The organism is Magnetovibrio sp. (genome assembly GCF_036568125.1).
In the GTDB taxonomy this organism is placed as follows: domain Bacteria; phylum Pseudomonadota; class Alphaproteobacteria; order Rhodospirillales; family Magnetovibrionaceae; genus Magnetovibrio.
Genome location: NZ_DATCTF010000013.1, coordinates 84,560 through 103,533 on the forward strand (window position 1 = coordinate 84,560; position 18,974 = coordinate 103,533).

Consider the following 18,974-nt stretch of genomic DNA (forward strand, 5'->3'; position numbering starts at 1 on the left):
TCAATAACTTCGGAGAAACGGCGCTGTTAAGCGTTATCGGGGCCGAGCAGCTCAGACGCGATGTTGATGTATTTGCGCCCGGCATCTTGCGCCTGGGTCGCGGCGGCTTTGAGCGCGCTGTCGGCGCGCACGCTGGCCAGTTTGATGAGCATCGGCAAGTTGACCCCGGCGATGACTTCGACGTTGGCTTTTTCGATCACGCTGATGGCTAGATTCGACGGTGTGCCGCCGAACATGTCGGTGAGTAAGATCACGCCCGCGCCGTCGTCGACCTTGGAGATGCTGTCGAGGATTTGCCCCCGGCGCTCTTCCATATCGTCGTCCGGTCCGATGCAGATGGTGGCCACACCATCTTGCGGGCCGACCACATGTTCCATTGCGGCGACCAATTCATCGGCCAGACGGCCATGGGTCACGAGCACGATGCCGATCATCACGATTTTCCGTTTTCTTGCCCTTGATCCGGTTCGGCTTGCGGCATGTCGCGATGGGCCAGCCGGATACGGTTATGTGTGTTTTCCAGCCACGCCGCCAACTTTTCGGCGACGAAGACGGACCGATGTTTGCCCCCTGTGCACCCCACCGCGATGGTGAGATACGACTTTCCCTCATCCCGAAAGCGCTTGATCATGGGGGCGAGCAGCGCGCTCAGGTTGGAAAAAAACTCATCGAATCCGGCGTCTTCTTGGATATACGCCTGAACCCGACGGTCCCGCCCGGTGAGAGGCTTGAGCACCGGATCATAATGTGGATTGCGCAAAAAGCGAACATCGAAGACGAGATCCGCGTCGCGCGGCAATCCCTTGCGAAAGGAAAAGGACGTCACAAACACCGCCATGGCGCCGCTTGCATTGCCTTCGCCGAAGGCGTGGGCGAGGAAACTTTTGACGTCGTAAGGCGTGTCGCCGGTGGTGTCGAGGTGGATATCGGCGACATCGAGCAACGGTGAAATCAGCCGGCGTTCCAAGCGGATGCCGTCCAGCACCGGCAGGTCGTGGGCCAACGGGTGGCGGTGGCGGGTTTCGGTATAGCGGCGTACCAGTTCTTCGTCGCCGCAATCGACGAACAAGACCTTGACGTCGACGTCCGGCAAGGTGTGCAGGGCGTCGAGTTGACGAACGAACGCATCGGCGGCGAAATCGCGGGTGCGAATGTCCACGCCAACGGCGATCGGGCGGGGCGGAACGCTGAACCCGGGCAGAACCTCATGCGGGGGGGCGACGATGTTGGGCAGCAGCGACAGCGGCACGTTATCCAGCGCTTCGAACATCAAATCCTCGAACGCCTTCAAAACCGTGGTCTTGCCCGCACCGGACATGCCGGTGACCAAAACGACGTGACGGCGCTCGCTGTTTTGCGGCGCGGACGGTCGATGAGGGTCTGTATCGGTTGATGTCATGCGCGCCAGATTATCCGGGAATTGTTACGAAGAAAATTTTTTGTCGGATTGTTGATTCAGGTCGAATGAAACAGCTTTTCCGTCTGCGCCTTGAGGGCCATGCGGACCTTGGCTGGCGCCGAAGCATCAAGGCCGTGAATCGCATAATGTGCCACGTCGACGCCGGCGATGGAGATGGTGTGCTGATCGGGCAGACGTTTGACCTCGCTGGACGGCACCAAATCGAAAATGGCCGCCACCGGCACGCGCGGCACACAGCCCAGATGCACGATGCCAACGCCGCGCACTTCCAAAAGGCCTTGAATGGCTTGGGGTACGGTGGCGAAAAGTTCGCCGTCCTGGGTGCTGAGTTCGGTGTAATCGTCGGCCACCAGACCCGCGCCTTCGTCAATCAGGCGCAGCGCCAAATCCGACTTGCCGCTGCCGGATTCCCCGCGCAGCAGCACGCCGTGACCTTTGATGACGACACATGTGGCATGAATACGTTCCATATCCGGAGCGTGAAACGAGTGCGCGTGGGAGTCAATGGCTTTGGATCTCATAACGCACATTATGCCGCAGGCAGCCTCACCGTGAAGCGCGCGCCAAGCGGCTGGCCTTGTGCATCGCGCATCGTTTCAGCATTGATGGTGCCGCCATGAGCGTCGACGATCTGCTTGGAGATTGCCAAACCCAAACCAGAATGACGGCCGAAAGCTTCAGATTCCGGGCGTTCGGTGTAAAAACGGTTGAAGATGTCGCGTTCCTTGCCTTCGGGGATCCCGGGGCCTTGGTCTTGTACGGTGGCGACGATGAACTCGCCGTCACGCTGCGCCGCCAGACGGATGAATACACCGTTCGCCGACGTGTTCGGGGGGCTGAACGATACCGCGTTGGTGATGAGGTTGCGAAACACCTGCACCAAGCGGTCTTCGATACCGCTGACCAGTAGGCCGTCCTGCACATTGACGCTCAGCTGGGGCGCTTCGCTTCCGGCGGTGTGGGTGTGGATATCGACGAGGGTCGTGAGCATTTTACCCAGATCCACCGGTGTGGTGATCGCACGCGACAGCTCGGCGTCCAGGCGCGAGGCGTCGGAAATGTCGCTGATCAGCCGGTCCAGGCGTTCCACATCGTCTTGAATCACCGCCATCAGCTTGCGCTGCTGTTCGGGGTCTTTGAGCCGCGCGGCGGTTTCCACCGCACTTTTCAGGCTGGTCAGCGGGTTTTTGATTTCGTGGCTGACGTCGGCGGCGAACGCTTCGATGGCGTCCATGCGAGACCACAGCGCCTCGGTCATGTCGTTGAGCGCACCCGCCAGTTCGCCGATTTCGTCGCCGCGCCCGCGCATCCCGGGGATGGTGTGTTGGCGGTGATGGCCCTTGCGCACCCGGTCGGCGGCGCGCGCCAGGATGCGGATCGGCCGGGCGATGGTGCCAGCCAGATAGAACGACACCAAAACCGTGATCACCAAGGTAAAGGCGAACACCCGCAAAATATCCAGGCGCACCTCAAACAGAGCTGCGTCGATTTCGTCGGAGGTTTTGGACAGCATCAGCACGCCCAAGGTCTGCTTGTAGCGCGTCACCGGCATCGCCACCGACAACACCAAAGAGCCGTCGGGCATCGAGCGGCGCGCGACCCAAGTTTCGCCTTCCAGCGCGCCCATGGCCTCGCGGTAATCCTGGGCGTGTTGATCGATGTTTTCGCGATACGGCGGGTATTCCTCAATGCCCGGCAACCACATGTAAACGGTGTCAAACGCGCGAAACAGCTTGGTCAGCGCGCTGTCTTTTTCATCCGTGCTCATCGGTGGGGGGAGGGTTTCGGCCTGAACTTGGCCACCCGGTTCCAACAAAATGCGCGAATCGGCGACCAAGGCGCCGTCAAAGGCGAACAGCCGGGCGCGGGTTTCGGCGGTGAACGCCAGACGGCGCACGATCTGGCTGGCGAGGTCGGGCAGCAATTGCTGGCCGGCCTCCGACACCGCGCTTTCGCCCAACGCCACGGCGAAAATTTCCGCATGGGTACGCAACGCCGACAGTTCGGTGGCGATCAAATTGCGGCGATATTCGCCCAGATAAAACAACCCCGCCACCAGCAGCGCCGGGGCCAACAGGTTGACCGCCAGGATGCGCCGGGTCAGCGGCGAAAACCGCCGCGACAGCGCCGAGGGCGGATCACATTGGGGTGGTTTGCTCTGTTCGTTCATGGGGGCAGATTAAATCACTCGCCCGAATAACGATAGCCAACACCGTACAAGGTTTCGATCGAGGAGAACTCATCGTCCACTTCGCGGAATTTGCGGCGTAGGCGCTTGATGTGGCTGTCGATGGTGCGATCGTCCACGTAAATGTGCTCGCCGTACGCCGCGTCGATCAGTTGGTCACGGCTTTTCACGTGACCGGGATTGCGCGCCAGGGCTTGCAGCAACAGAAACTCGGTCACCGTCAAGTTCACCTGCTTGCCTTTCCACACGCACAGGTGACGGGAGCTATCCAGCGTCAGCTGGCCGCGCTGGATGACTTCCGACGTTGCGGTTTGCGGTTCGCGGCGACGCAGCACCGCGCGGATGCGTTCGATCAGCAGGCGTTGGGAAAACGGTTTTTTGATGTAGTCGTCCGCGCCCATGCGCAGGCCCATGGCTTCGTCCAACTCGTCGTCCTTGGAGGTCAGGAAAATCACCGGCAGGTCGTTGCGCTTTTTCAGTTCGGTCAGCAGTTCCATGCCATCCATACGCGGCATCTTGATGTCGAGCACGGCCAAGTCCGGCGGATTGCGCGACATTTCGCGCAAGGCTTCCTGGCCGTCCTTGTAGGTCATCACCACGAAGCCTTCCGCTTCCAATGTCATGGAGACGGAAGTGAGGATGTTGCGGTCGTCATCGACGAGGGCGATCGTTTGAGGCATGTCGGTTCCTGAACGCTTTCTGTGATCGGTGCGTGAAATTCTACTCTGAAATGCAAGGTCCGGCGCGAAAAAAGACGCATTTGCACCCTTAAGCCAATTGACCTTTGCTTTGTGGCAAAATTATAGTGTTTACAAGGCGTCACGGGGGCACCATGTTCAAGGTGCGCTCACAGATATTGGAGATCGACGATGCAAAACGCTTATGACAGCAAAACGCGCCGCCTGGCTGCGCACAACGCATCGCATCGCCAAAAGGCTCGCGTCCGGGCCAAGGCCGCGCAGGCCCCGGTCGTCGATCCGGTGCTGATCGGCTTTGGCGTTTTGAGCCTGATCGTCGCGGCGCTCATTTCTTTGCAATCCTTCTGACGGCCCGCAAACAGGCGACGCTGACGCTAAAGCGTTGAAAGCCTGGATCCAGGGGGAGAGTTGGGCTGCTGTGGATGAATTTGTAAAAATCGCCAAGGGTTTGGCGCGGTTGTTCATGGACGCCGCCCGCGATTTGCTGCCGATTGTGGTGGTGATCGCTTTCTTTCAGGCGGTGGTTATTCGCGAACCGTTTCCCAATTTGGCGGAAATCCTGGTCGGCACGCTGTTGGTGGTGCTGGGGCTGGTGTTTTTCGTACGCGGCTTGGAAATGGGCTTGTTTCCGTTGGGCGAGGCGATGGCCCAGGCGTTCGCCAAAAAAGGTAGCTTGATCTGGTTGATGGCCTTCGCCTTCTCCTTGGGTTTCGGCACCACGGTGGCCGAACCGGCGCTGATTGCGGTGGCCCAAGAAGCCGCCGACACGGCCGCCGAGGGCGGGCTGATCGGTCACGATCAAGCAAGCCTGGACGATTACGCCTATGGACTGCGCATGACGGTGGCGCTGTCGGTGGGTTTTGCCATCGTCATCGGCGTGCTGCGCATCATCAAAGGCTGGCCGATTCAGTGGCTTATCATCGCGGGCTATCTCGCCATCGTGGCGTTGACCTTTTTCGCCCCGCCGGAAATCGTCGGTATCGCCTATGACAGCGGCGGCGTGACGACATCCACCATCACAGTTCCGTTGGTCACCGCACTGGGCGTGGGCTTGGCGACGTCGATCCGCGGACGCAACCCGATGACCGACGGTTTCGGCTTGATTGCGTTCGCCAGCCTGACGCCGATGATGTTCGTCATGGTTTACGGGATGGTGTACTGAGATGATGGATTTTGCGCACCACGTTCTCAACACCGGCTGGGCGACGTTGTTCGACGTCGCGCCCATCGCGGCGATCTTGGTGTTCTTTCAAGCCGTGGTGATTCGCAGCGTGCCGCCCAACCCGAAGCGTATTGCAGTTGGCTTTTTGTATGTGCTGATTGGCCTGACGCTGTTCTTGGTGGGGTTGGAAATGGCTCTGTTTCCGGTCGGCGAAACCATGGCCCGGCAACTGACCGATCCGCAATTTTTGGGTGGCGAGGCGCTTTTGGGACGCGTCGACTGGGCGGACTATATGTGGGTATACGCGTTCGCCGCCGCCATCGGCTTCGCCACCACGGCGGCAGAACCGTCTTTGATCGCGGTGGCGTTGAAAGCCGAACAAATTTCGGGCGGCGCGATCAACGCCAACGGCTTGCGCATGGCGGTTGCCATCGGGGTGGCGGTAGGGGTGGCGCTGGGGGCGTATCGTATTGTCAGCGGCACGCCGTTGCATTGGTATATAATAGCAGGCTATGTGGTGGTCTTGGTGCAGACCATCTGGGCCTCGAAATTCATCGTCGCGCTGGCTTACGACAGCGGCGGCGTGACCACATCAACGGTGACGGTTCCGGTCGTCACCGCATTGGGACTGGGGTTGGCGTCGACCATACCCGGCCGCAGTCCGATATTGGATGGATTCGGGCTGATCGCGTTCGCCAGCCTGTTTCCCATCATGGCGGTTTTGGCGTACGCGAATTTAGCCCAGTGGCTGCAAAGACGAAGACAATCGAGAGATCAAAATGGGCAACAGGAGACGAACCCATGAACCTCAAAATGATTATGGCTCTTGTAAAAGACGAGATTACGCAAACGGTCATCGATGCCGCGCGAGAAGCCGGGGCGACGGGGGCCACGGTGATCACCAGCGCGCAAGGCGAAGGGTTGAAAAAGGAAAAGACTTTTTTGGGCCTGGACCTCGCCGCACAACGTGACATCATCTTGCTGATGGTGGCCGAACCCAAGGCACGCGAAATCTTGGAAACCATCGCCAAGGCCGGTAAGTTTGACGAAGAACCCGGCGCCGGAATCGCATGTCAGATCGCGCTGGAAGACGCGGTCGGTCTGTCTACCCAATTGCCGACATTGATTGATGAAGTTGAGAAAGAGATATGAGCGAAAAAAGCTATGTCAAAGTCGAGGACCTCATGTCCACGACGATCGCAACCATCGACGCCACCGCCACGGTGCAAGAAGCCGTGGTCCGTATGCGCGACGCGGGGGTCAGTTCCTTGGTTGCGGAACGCCGCGACGCGTCGGATGAATACGGGTTGGTGGTCGTTTCCGACATCGCCAAGCACGTGATCGCGGAAAATCGCTCGCCGGAACGCGTCAACGTCTACGAAATCATGTCCAAGCCGGTGCTGACGGTGCCCAAGGACATGAACATCCGTTATGCGGTGCGCTTGTTGGTGCAATTCGGCCTCAGCCGCGGTTTGGTGGTGGACGAGCACCGCGCCCCGGTTGGAATCGTCACGTTACGTGACATGGTTTTGCGCAATATCGATGAATGAGGCCTCGTGAGCAGCGCGTCCGCCGAAACCGCCCGTCTGGCCCGTCTGATTGCGCGTGGGGCGCTGAAAGGCGCGTTGGCGACCAATCGCCGCGCCGCCCGGCCGGACGCTAAGCACGGTTTCGGGGCGCAGCCCTATGTTTCCAAGGTCGGCGTGGCGACGGATTTGAGCGGCGCACCATTGTTTTTATTTTCGACGCTGGCCGCCCACACCCAGGATTTGCTTGCCGATCCGCGCGCGGCATTGTTGCTGGAAGCTCCGACAACCACCGCAAATCCCCTCGAAGGCGCGCGCTGCACCTTGGTGGGGCGGGTCGAGCAGCTTGTCGGTGTCGAATCGGATGCGGCGCGCGCTCTCTACCTGACGCGCCATCCCGGAGCCTCGCTGTACGCTGGGTTCGGCGATTTCTCGTTGTGGCGTCTGCACATCGAAAAAGTTCACTACGTTGGTGGGTTCGGCCGTGCCAAATGGGCCAAAAGTGGCGAATATCTCTGCGCGGCCGATGGCTTGGCGGATGCTCAAGCGCGCATCGTTGCGGCGCTGAACGGCGCAAAACGCAACGATTTGCAGGCTGTTTTTGCCCATCATACCGGGCGTTCGGGACGTGGGCAGACGGTCTTGGGCCTTGATGCCGACGGATTGATTGTGGTGGGGGGAAAAGGCGTTCAAACGCGCATCGACTTTTCTTCACCGGCCCGCGATGTGCGTGGTTGGCAGGCGCGTTTTCGATCATTGGTCAAAAAAACTCGAGCCTAATACCATTTCTCTCTACACCTCGGGGCGCTTTTTTGCTTCAATTGAGAGCGATGCTTCGAGTTGTATCGAGCAGAAGAGTTTCGCCTAACTTTATTGATTTTCGATTGGCTTTTTATCATGGCCCTTGCCACCATTCTTGCCGTGCTTGCCTTCGCCATCGCGCTGGTGGCGTTGTGGTTGACCAGTGACATCGTTAAGAAGGTCGAAGGCCAAAACGAAAAGTTCTTGCGTGCACACCTTTCGTCCTTGCGCGAAGAAATTCGCGATTTGGACAAAGCGTTGGGCAAAACCACCAAGATTTCAAAGGGCCATACCGAAGTGCAGGTGCTTTTCGACAAGCGTCTCAACGATCACACCAAGGAATTGTCCGATATTCGCGAGCGCATCGCCTTGCTGGCGGATCAATTCGAAGAGCTGGACCGCTCCATCCCGTCGCGCTACCGCGTGCGAGTGGTCAAGGCCGATCCCACGCCCGCAGGTAAAAGTCAAAAGCCGAGCATTCAATAGCCCGGCTCGGTCTTTGGGATCGAACGAAAACCCACCCGCGAATCACAGGTTTCGCCACCCCATTGGGGTGGTTTTTTTCGTTTTCGTGTCACGGTGCCTGTGGACAAGCCCAACGGGCCGCCGCAAATCGTTGTGTTTCAAGGCCTTTTCGCAAGTGCACAAAACCTTTTGACGGGAACGCTGCACCCGCTAACCTATTCGGCCCTGGGGAGGTATCTGTTTTTCGTTCGGAGGTTAATTTAGAAATGCTCAACAGCGCGCAGACGCCAACAGCACACACGAAACTGATCGCCTGGATCGACGAGATCGCGGCGCTCACCAAACCTGCGGCCATTCATTGGTGCGATGGCTCTCAGGAAGAATTCGATCGCCTGTGTGCCGAAATGGTCGCAGCGGGAACAATGATCAAGCTGGACGATCAAAAACGTCCCGGCAGCTATCTCGCGAGATCCAATCCGTCCGACGTGGCGCGTGTCGAGGATCGCACGTTCATATGTTCCACGCGCGAAGAAGACGCAGGCCCGACCAACAACTGGATGGATCCGGCTGAAATGCGCGCGACCTTGAGCGGCCTGTTCGACGGCTGCATGCAGGGCCGCACACTTTATGTCGTGCCGTTTTCCATGGGGCCGCTGGGCTCGCCCATCGCGCACATCGGCGTGCAGCTGACCGACAGCGCCTACGCCGTGGCGAACATGCGCATCATGACGCGCATGGGCGCGCCGGTGCTTGATGTTTTGGGCGCGGATGGCGAATTTGTTCCGTGCGTGCACTCTGTCGGCGCACCTTTGGCAGAAGGTGAAAAAGACGACATCTGGCCGTGCAACGATGAAAAATACATCGTGCATTATCCCGAAACCCGTGAAATCTGGTCGTTCGGTTCGGGCTACGGCGGCAATGCACTGCTGGGCAAGAAATGTTTTGCGTTGCGCATCGCGTCCGCAATGGCACGTGACGAAGGCTGGCTGGCCGAACACATGTTGATTGTCGGCCTGGAGAGCCCCGAGGGCGAAAAAACCTATGTCGCGGCGGCATTCCCGTCGGCGTGCGGCAAGACCAACCTGGCCATGCTGATCCCGCCGGAAGGCTTCGAAGGCTGGAAGGTGTGGACGGTCGGCGACGACATCGCGTGGATTAAGCCGGGGGCGGATGGGCGTCTTTACGCCATCAATCCCGAATTCGGCTATTTCGGCGTCGCGCCGGGCACGTCCACCAAATCCAACCCTTCGGCGATGAAGACGTTGGACAAGGACTGTATCTATACCAACGTGGCGCTGACCGACGACGGCGATGTGTGGTGGGAAGACATGTCCGAGCCCCCCGCCCATGCCGTCGATTGGAAAGGCAACGACTGGACCCCTGGCATGAGCCATCCCGCCGCGCATCCCAACGCCCGCTTCACCGCACCGGCTTCGCAATGTCCATCGATTGATCCCAGCTGGGAAGATCCCAAAGGGGTGCCGATCTCGGCCTTTATCTTCGGTGGCAGGTTGTCCAAGACCTTCCCGCTGGCCTATCAGGCGTTCGATTGGAACCACGGCGTTTATATGGCGGCGACCATGGGTTCGGAAGCTACCGCCGCGGCGGTCGGCCAGGCGGCGATCCGCCGCGATCCGTTCGCAATGTTGCCGTTTTGCGGCTACAACATGGGCGATTATTGGCAACACTGGCTGGATTTCGGCGCCAAGTTGGAAAACCCGCCGGCGATTTTCCGCGTCAATTGGTTTCGCAAGGATAAAAACGGCAAGTTCATGTGGCCTGGATTCGGTCAAAACATGCGCGTTCTCAAGTGGATCGTCGAACGGGTTGGCGGCAAGGCGAATGCAGTCGAGAGCCCCATTGGCCACATGCCGACCTTTGGCGATGTCAGTTGGAATGGCCTCGACTACGCCCAGGATACGTTTGAACACCTGATGGAAGTCGACCGTGCCGGTGCGATGGCTGACGCCGAAGACCAGGCCGAACTGTTTGGTCGCTTTGGCGACAAACTGCCCACAGAGATGGAGCGTCAGCGGCAAGCGCAGATCAAACGCCTTGCCGATGCACCAGAGGTATGGACGTTGCCCAAGTAAACGGCATCACTCGTGCAAACGCAAACCGCCGCCCGAGAGACCCTTGGGCGGCGGTTTTTGCATGTTGGGACCACGTCAGCCTATTTAGCCGTGGTATTTTCCAAATTCTCGATCATGTGGCCGAGCAAGTCCATCAGATGCTTGCGATCTTTTTTCTTGATGCCGTCGAAGATCGACTTGTTGACGGTTTTGGCCCCCTTGGTGAGCTTGTCTTCGAGCTTTTTGGCCATGCCGGTCAGGTGAATGCGCATGGCGCGGCGGTCCGCCGGGTCCGGTTCGCGGTAGATCAAACAGTCGCGTTCCATGCGTTTGAGGGTGTTGGACATGGTCGCCTGTTCAATTTTGACCCGTTCATAAAGCTCACGCTGGGTCAGGCCGTCTTGTTCCCACAAGCACAGCAACACCGGAAATTGGCCGGGCGCCACGCCATGGGCCTTCAATTGTTCGTGTAGAGCCTGGGTGACCAAACGCGACAGGTGGTTGATCACGTTGGTCGGTGATTGGTCGCGATCGAGGGACATGACGAGACGGTCCTTTGTTACGGTGCGGTCTAAATGATGAAGGAGTATCGGCGCGATATGCATACGCCAAAATAGAGTGTAGCCAATATAGTCAGCTATTGGCTAGGGACTGAGGGATATTTTTTTCTCACCGCTATGTGGATACGTTTGGATCGGGCGGTTGGTGCAGCGGTTTGCCACAATGGGGACAGCAGTCGTTCTTTTCTTGGGCTTGCTGGTGTTTGACCGCGTAAATGATGGCGTTGGCGTCAACCGTGTTGAGGTTGAGATGGCGGATTAGTTTTTCAAGCTCTTGTTCTTCTTGCGGTGAAATCACACCGTCTTTCATGGCGTCTTGGACGCGCTCTTGCAACATGGTGCGCCGGCGGTGCAGGGCGTTGTCAAAGCCCGACGCCAAGATACCTGCGGGTAGGGCGACCATGGCCAAGCCGACGATACCGATAAACGCGCCCAGAACTTTGCCCCATGGGGTGATCGGTACGATATCGCCAAAGCCCACCGTGGTCATGGTGATCACCGCCCAATACATGGCTGCGGGAATGGACGAGAATTTATCGGGCTGAGCCTCGTTTTCGACCACGAAAGCCAGGGTCGAGGCGACGAACACCAACAACATGGAAACGAACATCGCCGCACCGATGGTGCGCGATTCTTCGCGAAAGACCTGAAACAGCAGTGTCATGGCGCTGGAATAACGCGTTAGCTTGAATATCCGCAGTAAGCGCAACGCACGCAGCACGCGCAGATCGTCGGCGGCGAAGAAGCTCAGATAAAATGGCGCAATGGCCAGCAAGTCAATCAGCGCCATCCAGGTGAACATGTATTTGATACGCCCGGAAATGGGATGGGTGAGATCGGGCTGCCACGGGTTGTCGATCACCGACCAAACGCGTGCGATGTATTCAAGGCTGAAGACCGTGACCGAGAAGACTTCGAACGCATAAAAGAACTCACCGGCATTTTGATGAACGCTTTTGACCGATTCCAGAACCACGGCGAGAATGTTGAGCGTGATCAAAACGATCAGCCCGATGTCGACAAAGCGGGAAAGTTGGTCATCTTTGTTGGTGGTGAACAGGAGCTCCGCCGTGCGCAGGCGCGCCCGTCGATACAAGCTCAGTTGCTGGTCGATCGCGTTCATCCCTGAAAGATACTGCGAAAGAGGTTAATCAACAAAGAACGAAAGCGTTCACGCCGCCCGTAACTTGCGCCCACCAACGACGGCGAGAATCAGCCAGCCGAGCATCAACAACCCGCCGCCGAACGGCGCAGCGCCTTCGACCGGCACCATAGACAAACCGCCGAAGCTGTAGAGCGTGCCGGAAAACAGCACGATGCCGGTTTGCAAGCACGCACCTGCGACATGCAGGGCCCTTGCCGGGGTGCGATAGGTCATCAACCCCACGCCCATCATGCCCAACGCATGCCACATCTGATACTGCGAGCCCATCATGAAAATGTCGCGGATCTCAGGCGTATCGCCGAGCGCATGCCACCCATAAGCGCCTGCACCGACAGCCAGGGCCGCGTTCAGTCCGGCCAGAAAAATCCAGATGTTCATGTCGTCGTCCCCGTTTTTAACCGTATCTTGAGCGTTTGGGTTTACCACCAAATCATGACTTTGCGAAACGCCTTGTTGATCCTGGTGTTCCCGGCCTTGATGTTCGGCGCGGGATTGATCGTCATGACGTTGCAACCCCGCGTGCCGTGGTCGTTGAGCGCCGTGGTCGTGCTTGCGCCGTATTTGCTGGCGTTGTTTGCTGCGATCGCCGGCGGCTGGTTCAAGTGCCCCCGCGTGGTGTTGATGGCGGCCTTGATCGCGGGCGCGCATTGGGTGGTGCAGGCCTTTGTCGCGGGCACGCCAATTTACGATCGCGAACCGGAACTGACGATCATCTACGCCGCCGTGGCGGTGCTGTTTCCCATCAATGCTGCGCTGATCGCGGTGAAAGCCGATCGCGGGCTGCTGTCGCTGGGTGTGCTCAGCCGGGTGCTGTTTGTCGGCCTTCAGGTTGCGGCGCTGGTTGTGGTGTGGGATGCGGGTGAAAGTGCGCGGGCCTTCGCCGACGATCTGCTGCATGTCAGGGTGTTCGACAAGGATCTCGATTATTGGTCGCTGTTGCCCCAGCCGGCTCTGTTTCTGTTCGCTGCCGTAAGCGTCGGGCTGCTGGGACGGGCGGTGCTCAAAGGCGGGGTGCTCGATGGCGGTCTGTTCGGTGCGGTGGCGGTCAGTGCGCTCGCGCTTCACGCGGCGGCCAACGGTGCGGTGTCGTCGATGTTGTTCATCTTGGCAGGGATCGTGTTGCTGGCGGCGGTGGCACAGGAAAGCTATCGGCTGGCCTTCATCGACGAGCTGACGGGCCTGCCCGGACGGCGCGCGCTGATGCACGATCTAACGGCGCTCAGCGGCACGTATACGGTGGCGATGTTGGATGTCGATCATTTCAAGAAATTCAACGACACCTATGGCCACGATGTCGGCGATCAGGTGCTGAAAATGGTTGCGGCCCAGATGATGCGGGTCAGCGGCGGCGGGCGCGCCTTTCGCTACGGGGGGGAAGAGTTCACCGTGCTGTTCGCCCGCAAAGAGCTGGAAGATGCGATCCCCCATCTCGACAAACTGCGCAAATCCATTGCCGCAGCATCCTTTAAGCTGCGCGCCGAAGATCGCCCCAAACACAAGCCGAGCGATTTGAAAACGAAATCCCCGCCGCGTAAAAGCGCTGCTGCCAAAGACATCGTCAGCGTCACCATTTCCATCGGCGCGGCAGCGCGCACGGACGGTCAAACGCCGCAGGACGCGCTGAAAAGCGCCGATGAGGCTTTGTACCGGGCCAAGGACGCCGGGCGCAACCGGGTTTCAAAGTAGGCTTTAACTGCGCCAATAACCGGGCGTGAACAACACCAGCACGGTGAAAAATTCCAATCGCCCCAGCAGCATGGAAAACGCCAGCACCCATTTGGCGGTGTCGGGCAGGGGTTCGAAGTTGCCGGTCGGACCGATGATGCTGCCGAGACCGGGGCCGACGTTGGCGACGGCGGTGGCCGCGCCGCTCATGGCGGTGTCGAGATCCAGCCCCAGACTGGTCAGCACCAATCCCACCAGCCCGGTCAAAACCACGAACGTCAGCGTGAACACCAAAACGCCCACCGCGACATCGGTGGTGATAGGGCTGTCGCCAAAGCTGTTCGCGCGCACGCCGTGGGGGTAAATCAATCGCCAGACATAATTGGAAAACACCATGCGCAAGACCTGAAAGCGCAAAATCTTGATGCCGCCGCTGGTCGATCCGGTGCACCCGCCGATGAACGTCATCAGGAAGAACGCGCCCAGCGGCAACGGCCCCCACAAGGTGTAATCGGTCGAGGCGAACCCGGTGGTCGAAATCACCGAAACGATGTTGAACGACGACAGCCGCAAAGCGTCGAGCACGGGGAAACCGTCCTTGAACACCAGCCACACGGTCAGCATCAAGGTCATGGTGGCGAGAATGCTCAGCAATCCGCGAATTTGCGGATCGCGGGCAAAGGCCCTGGCATCGCCGTGCATGAATTTCAGATAGACGATGAACGGGATCGAGCCCGAAATCATGAATGCCAAGATGATGTATTCGATCAACGCGCTGTCGAAATAGGCGATGGACGCATCATGGCTGGAAAAACCGCCGGTCGACAGCGTGGTCATGGCGTGAATGATGGCGTCCAGCGGGCTCATGCCCGCCCACCACAGCGCCCCTGCGCACGAAACCGTCAACAGCGCATAGGTCAGGACCAGCCCGCCGGTCATGCGTTTGATGCGCGGCACCACACGTTCGGACATGTCCGACGATTCGGTGCGAAAAAGCTGCATGCCGCCTGATCGCAAAAACGGCAAAATAGCGATCGCCATCACAATGATGCCGATGCCGCCAATCCACTGCAAAATGCTGCGCCACAAAAGAATCCCCGGCGGCATGGAATCCAGGCCAGCCAGAACCGTCGACCCGGTTGTGGTCAGGCCGGACATGGCCTCGAAAAACGCATCCGTGACGCCGATGTCGAGATTGGAAAAGCGCAACGGCAGCGCTGCGAACGCCGCCATCAAGATCCACCCGGTGGTGGTCAGCATGAACGCTTGCTTGATGTTGAGTTCCAGCTCGGCACCACCTTGGGAAAAGACCAAAAACATGCCCGTCATCAACGTTACCAACGCGCTGGCGGCGAACACCTGCCAGTCGGGGTTGTTGGCGATCAGGTCGGCGATCAGCGACGGCGACATGCTGATGGCCAGAACCATCAGCAGCAAGCCGTTGATGAACATGACAGGTCGGAAGGTCTCGAACAGGTTCACGCGTTCGAACTCCAAGGCGAAAATCCTTTACGGCTGAGCGGTGGCGAATATTACGCCCATGCGCCAATGCTTTGCAGCTTTTTTCACGATAAGCATGCGCCAAACACATATCAGGCATGCGTATGGTGGGGTGGAAGCACAGCGCTAGATTCCGATGTCGACCGTCCCCATATATGGGACGTCAGGATGTTAGGTGAGGATGCCGCTTATGTCGACCAAGGTCATGTCCAACGTCATCGACGCGATTTTAACGTTTTGGTTTGGCGAGTCCGATTCCGAAGCCTATGGGCAAAATCGCGCCGCGTGGTTCACCAAGGATCCGGCTTTCGACGCGAAAATCCGCACGCGTTTCGCCCGCGTGATCGACGCTGCCGCACTGGGGCAGTTGGATATGATGGCCGAAAGCCCCGAAGGCGCGGTGGCGTTGGTGGTGGTGCTCGATCAGTTTCCGCGCAATGTATACCGCGACGTGGCGCGCGCCTTTGAAAACGACGCCCATGCCTTGCACATCGCCAAACAGGCCATCGAGAAGGGATTCGACCGCGAAGTGATCCCGGTGATGCGCAAGTTTCTCTATCTGCCATTTGAACACAGTGAAAACCTGGCCGATCAGGAACGGGCGCTGGAGCTATTCAGCGCGCTCGGCGGCGAGGACCTCGAATGGGCTCAAAAGCACCACGTCATCATCGCCCGGTTTGGACGCTTCCCTCACCGCAATGGGGTGCTTGGCCGCCTCAGCACGCCGGAAGAAAAAGCCTTTCTGTCGGAACCTGGATCGTCTTTTTGAGGGCATTTTCCACCCCTTGGACATTCTCGGAAAGGTTGTTAAGCTTCATCAGGTCTTCTATAGGATGGAGGGATGTATGGCCGAGCAACAGGACGCCGATAATTTGAATCGGCGGGTTATGGGGATACCCAACTATGTCTTGCTCCCCCTTAAAGCGGCGTTGTCGACCCTCGTGATTATTCCGCTTTTGATGTTCGTCTCGCCGGAAGTTTTTGAGGATTATCCATGGGTGTGGGGTGGGTTCGCTTTGGTCTTGGCATTCGATATTTTCTTGTTTCTGGCGCTACGAAAAGCTGCGTTCAAGCTGCGTGTTGAAACAGCCGCGAACGGCAGTGGGGTGGATGGGGCGTCCGACAGGGCTGTCGATGAACACAATCAACCGGCGGTGAAGCGGCGGCGTTGACCGGCATGGCCGGGCGCTCCTGGCCGCCCCGCCGTGGCTGCGTTCGGCTCGGTGCTCGGTTTGAAAACGCCGCTCAGCCCTTCATCGCGCACCCGCCGTTACCGCAACCGGCGGCAGCGGGGCAGGTGGGCATTTGAGGCGCGGCTTGGCCGCCGACATTGGGTGCGCTGAGACCCTTGACCAAGTTTGTCGAACCGCAGGTCGGGCATTTCAGGGTTTTTGCCTTCAGCTGAGCCTGGAGATCGTCGTAGCCGTCGAAGTGTTCGGCGAACTCATGGTCTTTGTCGCAAATCAGGGTGTAGGAGATCATCTTTGGACCCGCTCTGAACGTGGTGGTTTTGCAGAGTTATAGGCCTGTGCCGATGCGATGAAAAGGGGCTTATGCGGTGTCTTCATAATCGATATAGGTGCCGCCCACGGCGCTGTAGCACTGGATATAGGTGCGCAAAATCTCTTCGCGGCTGGCGCCTTTCAAGGGTTTGGACTCGGCGACGAAAATGCGGTCCAGCAATTTGTAGGCAATCTGCTCTCGGGTATTTTCGCCGATGAGCACTTTGTTTTGTTCGGACATGGTGAACTCCCCCATCCATGCATTTTTGTGAACGCAGCTGAAAACTCAGCGCACGTTCTTTAGACGCACAAAGAGCCGTCCTGTGAAGAACGGCCTATTTGTTTTTCTATGCAATAAATTTGATTTTGGAAACTGTAGAGAGTTTTTACGCGACATTGAAATCAATCGGGATAATACGTCCTTGCTTAAGCATCGGATTTATAATCAGCGCGTCGGGCCTAGATATTAGCGTTTTAAAATTACGAAAAACGTAATTATGAACTTGTCAAAACGTACGCAAATTGCGTACGTTTGTACCAACGCGAAAAACACCGCGCTTTGTGGTTTAGAAATTCCACAAAAAAACTCGGCGACTTTCTGTCACCGAGCTCTTTTTGCAAAGCTGAAACGCCATATGGACTGGCGCGGGGTGGAGTATGGACCTCCATCCCCATCAGCGAATCTATAAATACCAAAGATTCGAGAAATCCCAAAGAACTTCTCTGTGTTCACGGAATGTTTCCGCTCGCGTAGGTGACGTAATAAAAGACCGCCCTGTTAAGGACGGTCTTTTATTTTTTTACACTTTGTCTAGCTTTTAGCGCGGCAGTTCGGTCGAACCCATGAGGAATTCGTCCACCGCGCGTGCCGCTTGGCGGCCTTCGCGGATCGCCCACACCACCAAGGATTGGCCGCGGCGCATGTCGCCGGCGGCGAAGACCTTGTCGATGGAGGTCTTGTAGTCGTCGGTGTTGGCACCGACATTGCCGCGTGGATCTTTTTCGACGCCCAACTCTTCGATCATGCCCTCGTGGACCGGATGGACGAAGCCCATGGCCAGGAACGCGCGTTCGCAGGGGATTTCGAATTCCGAACCGGCGATTTCGGCCGGCGCGCCGTTTTTCCATTCGACGCGCACGCATTTGGCGGCCTTGAGGTTGCCGTCCGCGTCGCCGATGAATTCCTTGGTCAGAACGTTCCAGTCGCGCTCGCAGCCTTCTTCGTGGCTGGTCGAGGTGCGCAGCTTTTGCGGCCATTCGGGCCAGGTGGTGAGCTTGTCTTCCTTCTCGGGCGGCTTGGGCATGATTTCGATCTGCGTGATCGAGTTCGCGCCTTGGCGCGCCGAGGTGCCGACGCAGTCGGAACCCGTATCGCCGCCGCCGATCACCAGCACGTTCTTGCCGGTCGCCAGAATGTCGTCGACTTTCAGCGGCTCGCCGGCGTTGCGGCGGTTCTGCTGGGTGAGGAATTCCATGGCGAAATGCACGCCGTTCAACTCGCGTCCCGGCACCTGCAAGTCGCGCGGTTTTTCCGAGCCGCCGCTGAGCACGATGGCGTCGTATTCGTCCATCAGCGCTTTCGCCGAAACGTCCACGCCGACCGCAGTGTTGGGGCGGAAGTCGACGCCTTCGGTCTTCATTTGGCCGAGACGGCGGTCGATGATGGATTTTTCGAGCTTGAAGTCGGGAATGCCGTAACGCAGCAGACCGCCCGCATGGGCGTTCTTTTCAAACAACGTCACCTTGTGACCGGCACGCGCCAATTGTTGCGCACATGCCATGCCCGCCGGGCCGGCGCCGACCACGGCGACTTTTTTGTCGGTGTGGTGCTTGGCGATCACGGGTCGGATCCAGCCTTTGGCCCAGCCCTTGTCGACGATCGAACATTCGATGGTCTTGATGGTGACGGGCTTGTCGTCGAGGTTCAGCGTGCACGACGCTTCGCACGGCGCCGGGCAGATGCGGCCAGTGAATTCCGGGAAGTTGTTGGTCGAGTGCAACACGTCCAGCGCCGACTTGAGATCGCCGCGGTACGTCAGGTCGTTCCACTCGGGAATGATGTTCATCACCGGGCAGCCCTGATGGCAGAACGGAATGCCGCAATCCATGCAGCGCGCGCCTTGGGCCTTGAGTTCGGTTTCCTTCAGCGGAATGATGAACTCTTTGTAATGCTCGAGGCGTTCCTTGACCGGGCCGTAGGCGCGGTCGTGGCGATCGATTTCAAGAAATCCGGTTGGCTTACCCATAGTC

General features: G+C 58.5%; 23 protein-coding genes. 11 read left to right on the forward strand and 12 right to left on the reverse strand.

Annotation, left to right across the window (positions count from 1 at the left end; translation table 11 throughout):
- Nucleotides 1-26 precede the first annotated feature (26 nt).
- From VIN96_RS11015 to VIN96_RS11035, 5 genes are read right to left on the reverse strand one after another with little or no spacing between them, the layout of a single operon-like run.
- Nucleotides 27-434 (reverse strand): PTS sugar transporter subunit IIA, encoded by a 408-nt coding sequence (locus tag VIN96_RS11015; protein ID WP_331896191.1) that lies wholly within the window; start codon nt 432-434, stop codon nt 27-29.
- Nucleotides 434-1,399, reverse strand: a complete 966-nt coding sequence (rapZ, locus tag VIN96_RS11020; RefSeq protein WP_331896193.1) for an RNase adapter RapZ — start codon at nt 1,397-1,399, stop codon at nt 434-436. The genes VIN96_RS11015 and rapZ overlap by 1 nt, the downstream gene beginning before the upstream one ends.
- Nucleotides 1,400-1,455: 56 nt before the next feature.
- Complete coding sequence (locus VIN96_RS11025; RefSeq protein WP_331896195.1) at nt 1,456-1,890, reverse strand: HPr kinase/phosphatase C-terminal domain-containing protein; 435 nt, start codon at nt 1,888-1,890, stop codon at nt 1,456-1,458.
- A gap of 59 nt (nt 1,891-1,949) precedes the next feature.
- On the reverse strand, nt 1,950-3,590 hold the full coding sequence (locus VIN96_RS11030; protein WP_331896196.1) for a stimulus-sensing domain-containing protein: 1,641 nt from the start codon (nt 3,588-3,590) through the stop codon (nt 1,950-1,952).
- A gap of 14 nt (nt 3,591-3,604) precedes the next feature.
- Nucleotides 3,605-4,288 (reverse strand): response regulator transcription factor, encoded by a 684-nt coding sequence (locus VIN96_RS11035; protein WP_331896197.1) that lies wholly within the window; start codon nt 4,286-4,288, stop codon nt 3,605-3,607.
- Nucleotides 4,289-4,477: 189 nt separating this feature from the next.
- Between VIN96_RS11035 and VIN96_RS11040 the strand changes: the two genes are divergently transcribed.
- The 8 genes from VIN96_RS11040 to VIN96_RS11075 all read left to right on the forward strand — a co-directional run bounded on the left by VIN96_RS11040 (nt 4,478) and on the right by VIN96_RS11075 (nt 10,353).
- Complete coding sequence (locus VIN96_RS11040; protein ID WP_331896199.1) at nt 4,478-4,654, forward strand: hypothetical protein; 177 nt, start codon at nt 4,478-4,480, stop codon at nt 4,652-4,654.
- Between the two features lie 70 nt (nt 4,655-4,724).
- Nucleotides 4,725-5,468 carry a DUF1538 domain-containing protein gene (locus VIN96_RS11045; RefSeq protein ID WP_331896201.1) on the forward strand — a complete coding sequence of 248 codons (744 nt, stop codon included), beginning with the start codon at nt 4,725-4,727 and terminating at the stop codon, nt 5,466-5,468.
- 1 nt (nt 5,469) lies between these two features.
- Nucleotides 5,470-6,273 carry a DUF1538 domain-containing protein gene (locus VIN96_RS11050; protein ID WP_331896202.1) on the forward strand — a complete coding sequence of 268 codons (804 nt, stop codon included), beginning with the start codon at nt 5,470-5,472 and terminating at the stop codon, nt 6,271-6,273.
- On the forward strand, nt 6,270-6,620 hold the full coding sequence (locus VIN96_RS11055) for a P-II family nitrogen regulator (RefSeq protein WP_331896204.1): 351 nt from the start codon (nt 6,270-6,272) through the stop codon (nt 6,618-6,620). Before VIN96_RS11050 ends, VIN96_RS11055 begins: the two co-directional genes overlap by 4 nt.
- Complete coding sequence (locus tag VIN96_RS11060; RefSeq protein ID WP_331896206.1) at nt 6,617-7,018, forward strand: CBS domain-containing protein; 402 nt, start codon at nt 6,617-6,619, stop codon at nt 7,016-7,018. The genes VIN96_RS11055 and VIN96_RS11060 overlap by 4 nt, the downstream gene beginning before the upstream one ends.
- A gap of 6 nt (nt 7,019-7,024) precedes the next feature.
- Nucleotides 7,025-7,774 carry a heme iron utilization protein gene (locus VIN96_RS11065; RefSeq protein ID WP_331896208.1) on the forward strand — a complete coding sequence of 250 codons (750 nt, stop codon included), beginning with the start codon at nt 7,025-7,027 and terminating at the stop codon, nt 7,772-7,774.
- 117 nt (nt 7,775-7,891) lie between these two features.
- On the forward strand, nt 7,892-8,281 hold the full coding sequence (locus VIN96_RS11070) for a hypothetical protein (protein WP_331896209.1): 390 nt from the start codon (nt 7,892-7,894) through the stop codon (nt 8,279-8,281).
- Between the two features lie 245 nt (nt 8,282-8,526).
- On the forward strand, nt 8,527-10,353 hold the full coding sequence (locus VIN96_RS11075; protein WP_331896211.1) for a phosphoenolpyruvate carboxykinase (GTP): 1,827 nt from the start codon (nt 8,527-8,529) through the stop codon (nt 10,351-10,353).
- An 80-nt stretch (nt 10,354-10,433) separates the two neighbouring features.
- Here the strand turns inward: VIN96_RS11075 and VIN96_RS11080 are convergent, their stop codons facing one another.
- The 3 genes from VIN96_RS11080 to VIN96_RS11090 form a co-directional block, all read right to left on the reverse strand.
- Nucleotides 10,434-10,874 (reverse strand): MarR family transcriptional regulator, encoded by a 441-nt coding sequence (locus tag VIN96_RS11080; protein ID WP_331896213.1) that lies wholly within the window; start codon nt 10,872-10,874, stop codon nt 10,434-10,436.
- Nucleotides 10,875-11,007: 133 nt separating this feature from the next.
- Nucleotides 11,008-12,015, reverse strand: a complete 1,008-nt coding sequence (locus VIN96_RS11085; protein WP_331896215.1) for an ion transporter — start codon at nt 12,013-12,015, stop codon at nt 11,008-11,010.
- A 48-nt stretch (nt 12,016-12,063) separates the two neighbouring features.
- A complete protein-coding gene (locus VIN96_RS11090) occupies nt 12,064-12,435 on the reverse strand; it encodes a DUF423 domain-containing protein (RefSeq protein WP_331896217.1) in 372 nt (123 codons plus the stop codon).
- 54 nt (nt 12,436-12,489) lie between these two features.
- On the opposite strand from VIN96_RS11090, the gene VIN96_RS11095 reads away from it, so the two are divergent.
- Nucleotides 12,490-13,743, forward strand: a complete 1,254-nt coding sequence (locus VIN96_RS11095; protein WP_331896219.1) for a GGDEF domain-containing protein — start codon at nt 12,490-12,492, stop codon at nt 13,741-13,743.
- Between the two features lie 3 nt (nt 13,744-13,746).
- Here VIN96_RS11095 and VIN96_RS11100 read toward each other — a convergent pair whose 3' ends face one another.
- Nucleotides 13,747-15,219 carry a TrkH family potassium uptake protein gene (locus VIN96_RS11100; RefSeq protein ID WP_331896220.1) on the reverse strand — a complete coding sequence of 491 codons (1,473 nt, stop codon included), beginning with the start codon at nt 15,217-15,219 and terminating at the stop codon, nt 13,747-13,749.
- Between the two features lie 193 nt (nt 15,220-15,412).
- On the opposite strand from VIN96_RS11100, the gene VIN96_RS11105 reads away from it, so the two are divergent.
- Together VIN96_RS11105 and VIN96_RS11110 are read left to right on the forward strand one after the other, a co-directional pair.
- On the forward strand, nt 15,413-15,991 hold the full coding sequence (locus VIN96_RS11105; RefSeq protein ID WP_331896221.1) for a DUF924 family protein: 579 nt from the start codon (nt 15,413-15,415) through the stop codon (nt 15,989-15,991).
- Between the two features lie 76 nt (nt 15,992-16,067).
- A complete protein-coding gene (locus VIN96_RS11110) occupies nt 16,068-16,394 on the forward strand; it encodes a hypothetical protein (protein ID WP_331896222.1) in 327 nt (108 codons plus the stop codon).
- Between the two features lie 73 nt (nt 16,395-16,467).
- Here the strand turns inward: VIN96_RS11110 and VIN96_RS11115 are convergent, their stop codons facing one another.
- The 3 genes from VIN96_RS11115 to VIN96_RS11125 all read right to left on the reverse strand — a co-directional run bounded on the left by VIN96_RS11115 (nt 16,468) and on the right by VIN96_RS11125 (nt 18,970).
- Nucleotides 16,468-16,704 (reverse strand): DUF1178 family protein, encoded by a 237-nt coding sequence (locus VIN96_RS11115; RefSeq protein WP_331896223.1) that lies wholly within the window; start codon nt 16,702-16,704, stop codon nt 16,468-16,470.
- A 69-nt stretch (nt 16,705-16,773) separates the two neighbouring features.
- The gene (locus VIN96_RS11120; RefSeq protein WP_331896224.1) at nt 16,774-16,965 is read right to left on the reverse strand and encodes a hypothetical protein; all 192 of its coding nucleotides are present in this window, start codon (nt 16,963-16,965) and stop codon (nt 16,774-16,776) included.
- A 577-nt stretch (nt 16,966-17,542) separates the two neighbouring features.
- Nucleotides 17,543-18,970 carry a glutamate synthase subunit beta gene (locus tag VIN96_RS11125; protein WP_331896225.1) on the reverse strand — a complete coding sequence of 476 codons (1,428 nt, stop codon included), beginning with the start codon at nt 18,968-18,970 and terminating at the stop codon, nt 17,543-17,545.
- Nucleotides 18,971-18,974 lie beyond the last annotated feature (4 nt).

Coding starts and splice junctions, on each gene's coding strand:
- VIN96_RS11030 (WP_331896196.1), bottom strand. CDS start 3,590: ATGAACGAACAGAGCAAACCACCCCAATGTGATCCGCCCTCGGCGCTG.
- VIN96_RS11090 (WP_331896217.1), bottom strand. CDS start 12,435: ATGAACATCTGGATTTTTCTGGCCGGACTGAACGCGGCCCTGGCTGTC.
- VIN96_RS11120 (WP_331896224.1), bottom strand. CDS start 16,965: ATGTCCGAACAAAACAAAGTGCTCATCGGCGAAAATACCCGAGAGCAG.
- VIN96_RS11025 (WP_331896195.1), bottom strand. CDS start 1,890: ATGGAACGTATTCATGCCACATGTGTCGTCATCAAAGGTCACGGCGTG.
- VIN96_RS11070 (WP_331896209.1), top strand. CDS start 7,892: ATGGCCCTTGCCACCATTCTTGCCGTGCTTGCCTTCGCCATCGCGCTG.
- VIN96_RS11110 (WP_331896222.1), top strand. CDS start 16,068: ATGGCCGAGCAACAGGACGCCGATAATTTGAATCGGCGGGTTATGGGG.
- VIN96_RS11015 (WP_331896191.1), bottom strand. CDS start 434: ATGATCGGCATCGTGCTCGTGACCCATGGCCGTCTGGCCGATGAATTG.
- VIN96_RS11085 (WP_331896215.1), bottom strand. CDS start 12,015: ATGAACGCGATCGACCAGCAACTGAGCTTGTATCGACGGGCGCGCCTG.
- VIN96_RS11105 (WP_331896221.1), top strand. CDS start 15,413: ATGTCGACCAAGGTCATGTCCAACGTCATCGACGCGATTTTAACGTTT.
- VIN96_RS11075 (WP_331896211.1), top strand. CDS start 8,527: ATGCTCAACAGCGCGCAGACGCCAACAGCACACACGAAACTGATCGCC.
- VIN96_RS11035 (WP_331896197.1), bottom strand. CDS start 4,288: ATGCCTCAAACGATCGCCCTCGTCGATGACGACCGCAACATCCTCACT.
- VIN96_RS11095 (WP_331896219.1), top strand. CDS start 12,490: ATGACTTTGCGAAACGCCTTGTTGATCCTGGTGTTCCCGGCCTTGATG.
- VIN96_RS11060 (WP_331896206.1), top strand. CDS start 6,617: ATGAGCGAAAAAAGCTATGTCAAAGTCGAGGACCTCATGTCCACGACG.
- VIN96_RS11050 (WP_331896202.1), top strand. CDS start 5,470: ATGATGGATTTTGCGCACCACGTTCTCAACACCGGCTGGGCGACGTTG.
- VIN96_RS11040 (WP_331896199.1), top strand. CDS start 4,478: ATGCAAAACGCTTATGACAGCAAAACGCGCCGCCTGGCTGCGCACAAC.
- VIN96_RS11055 (WP_331896204.1), top strand. CDS start 6,270: ATGAACCTCAAAATGATTATGGCTCTTGTAAAAGACGAGATTACGCAA.
- rapZ (WP_331896193.1), bottom strand. CDS start 1,399: ATGACATCAACCGATACAGACCCTCATCGACCGTCCGCGCCGCAAAAC.
- VIN96_RS11080 (WP_331896213.1), bottom strand. CDS start 10,874: ATGTCCCTCGATCGCGACCAATCACCGACCAACGTGATCAACCACCTG.
- VIN96_RS11125 (WP_331896225.1), bottom strand. CDS start 18,970: ATGGGTAAGCCAACCGGATTTCTTGAAATCGATCGCCACGACCGCGCC.
- VIN96_RS11115 (WP_331896223.1), bottom strand. CDS start 16,704: ATGATCTCCTACACCCTGATTTGCGACAAAGACCATGAGTTCGCCGAA.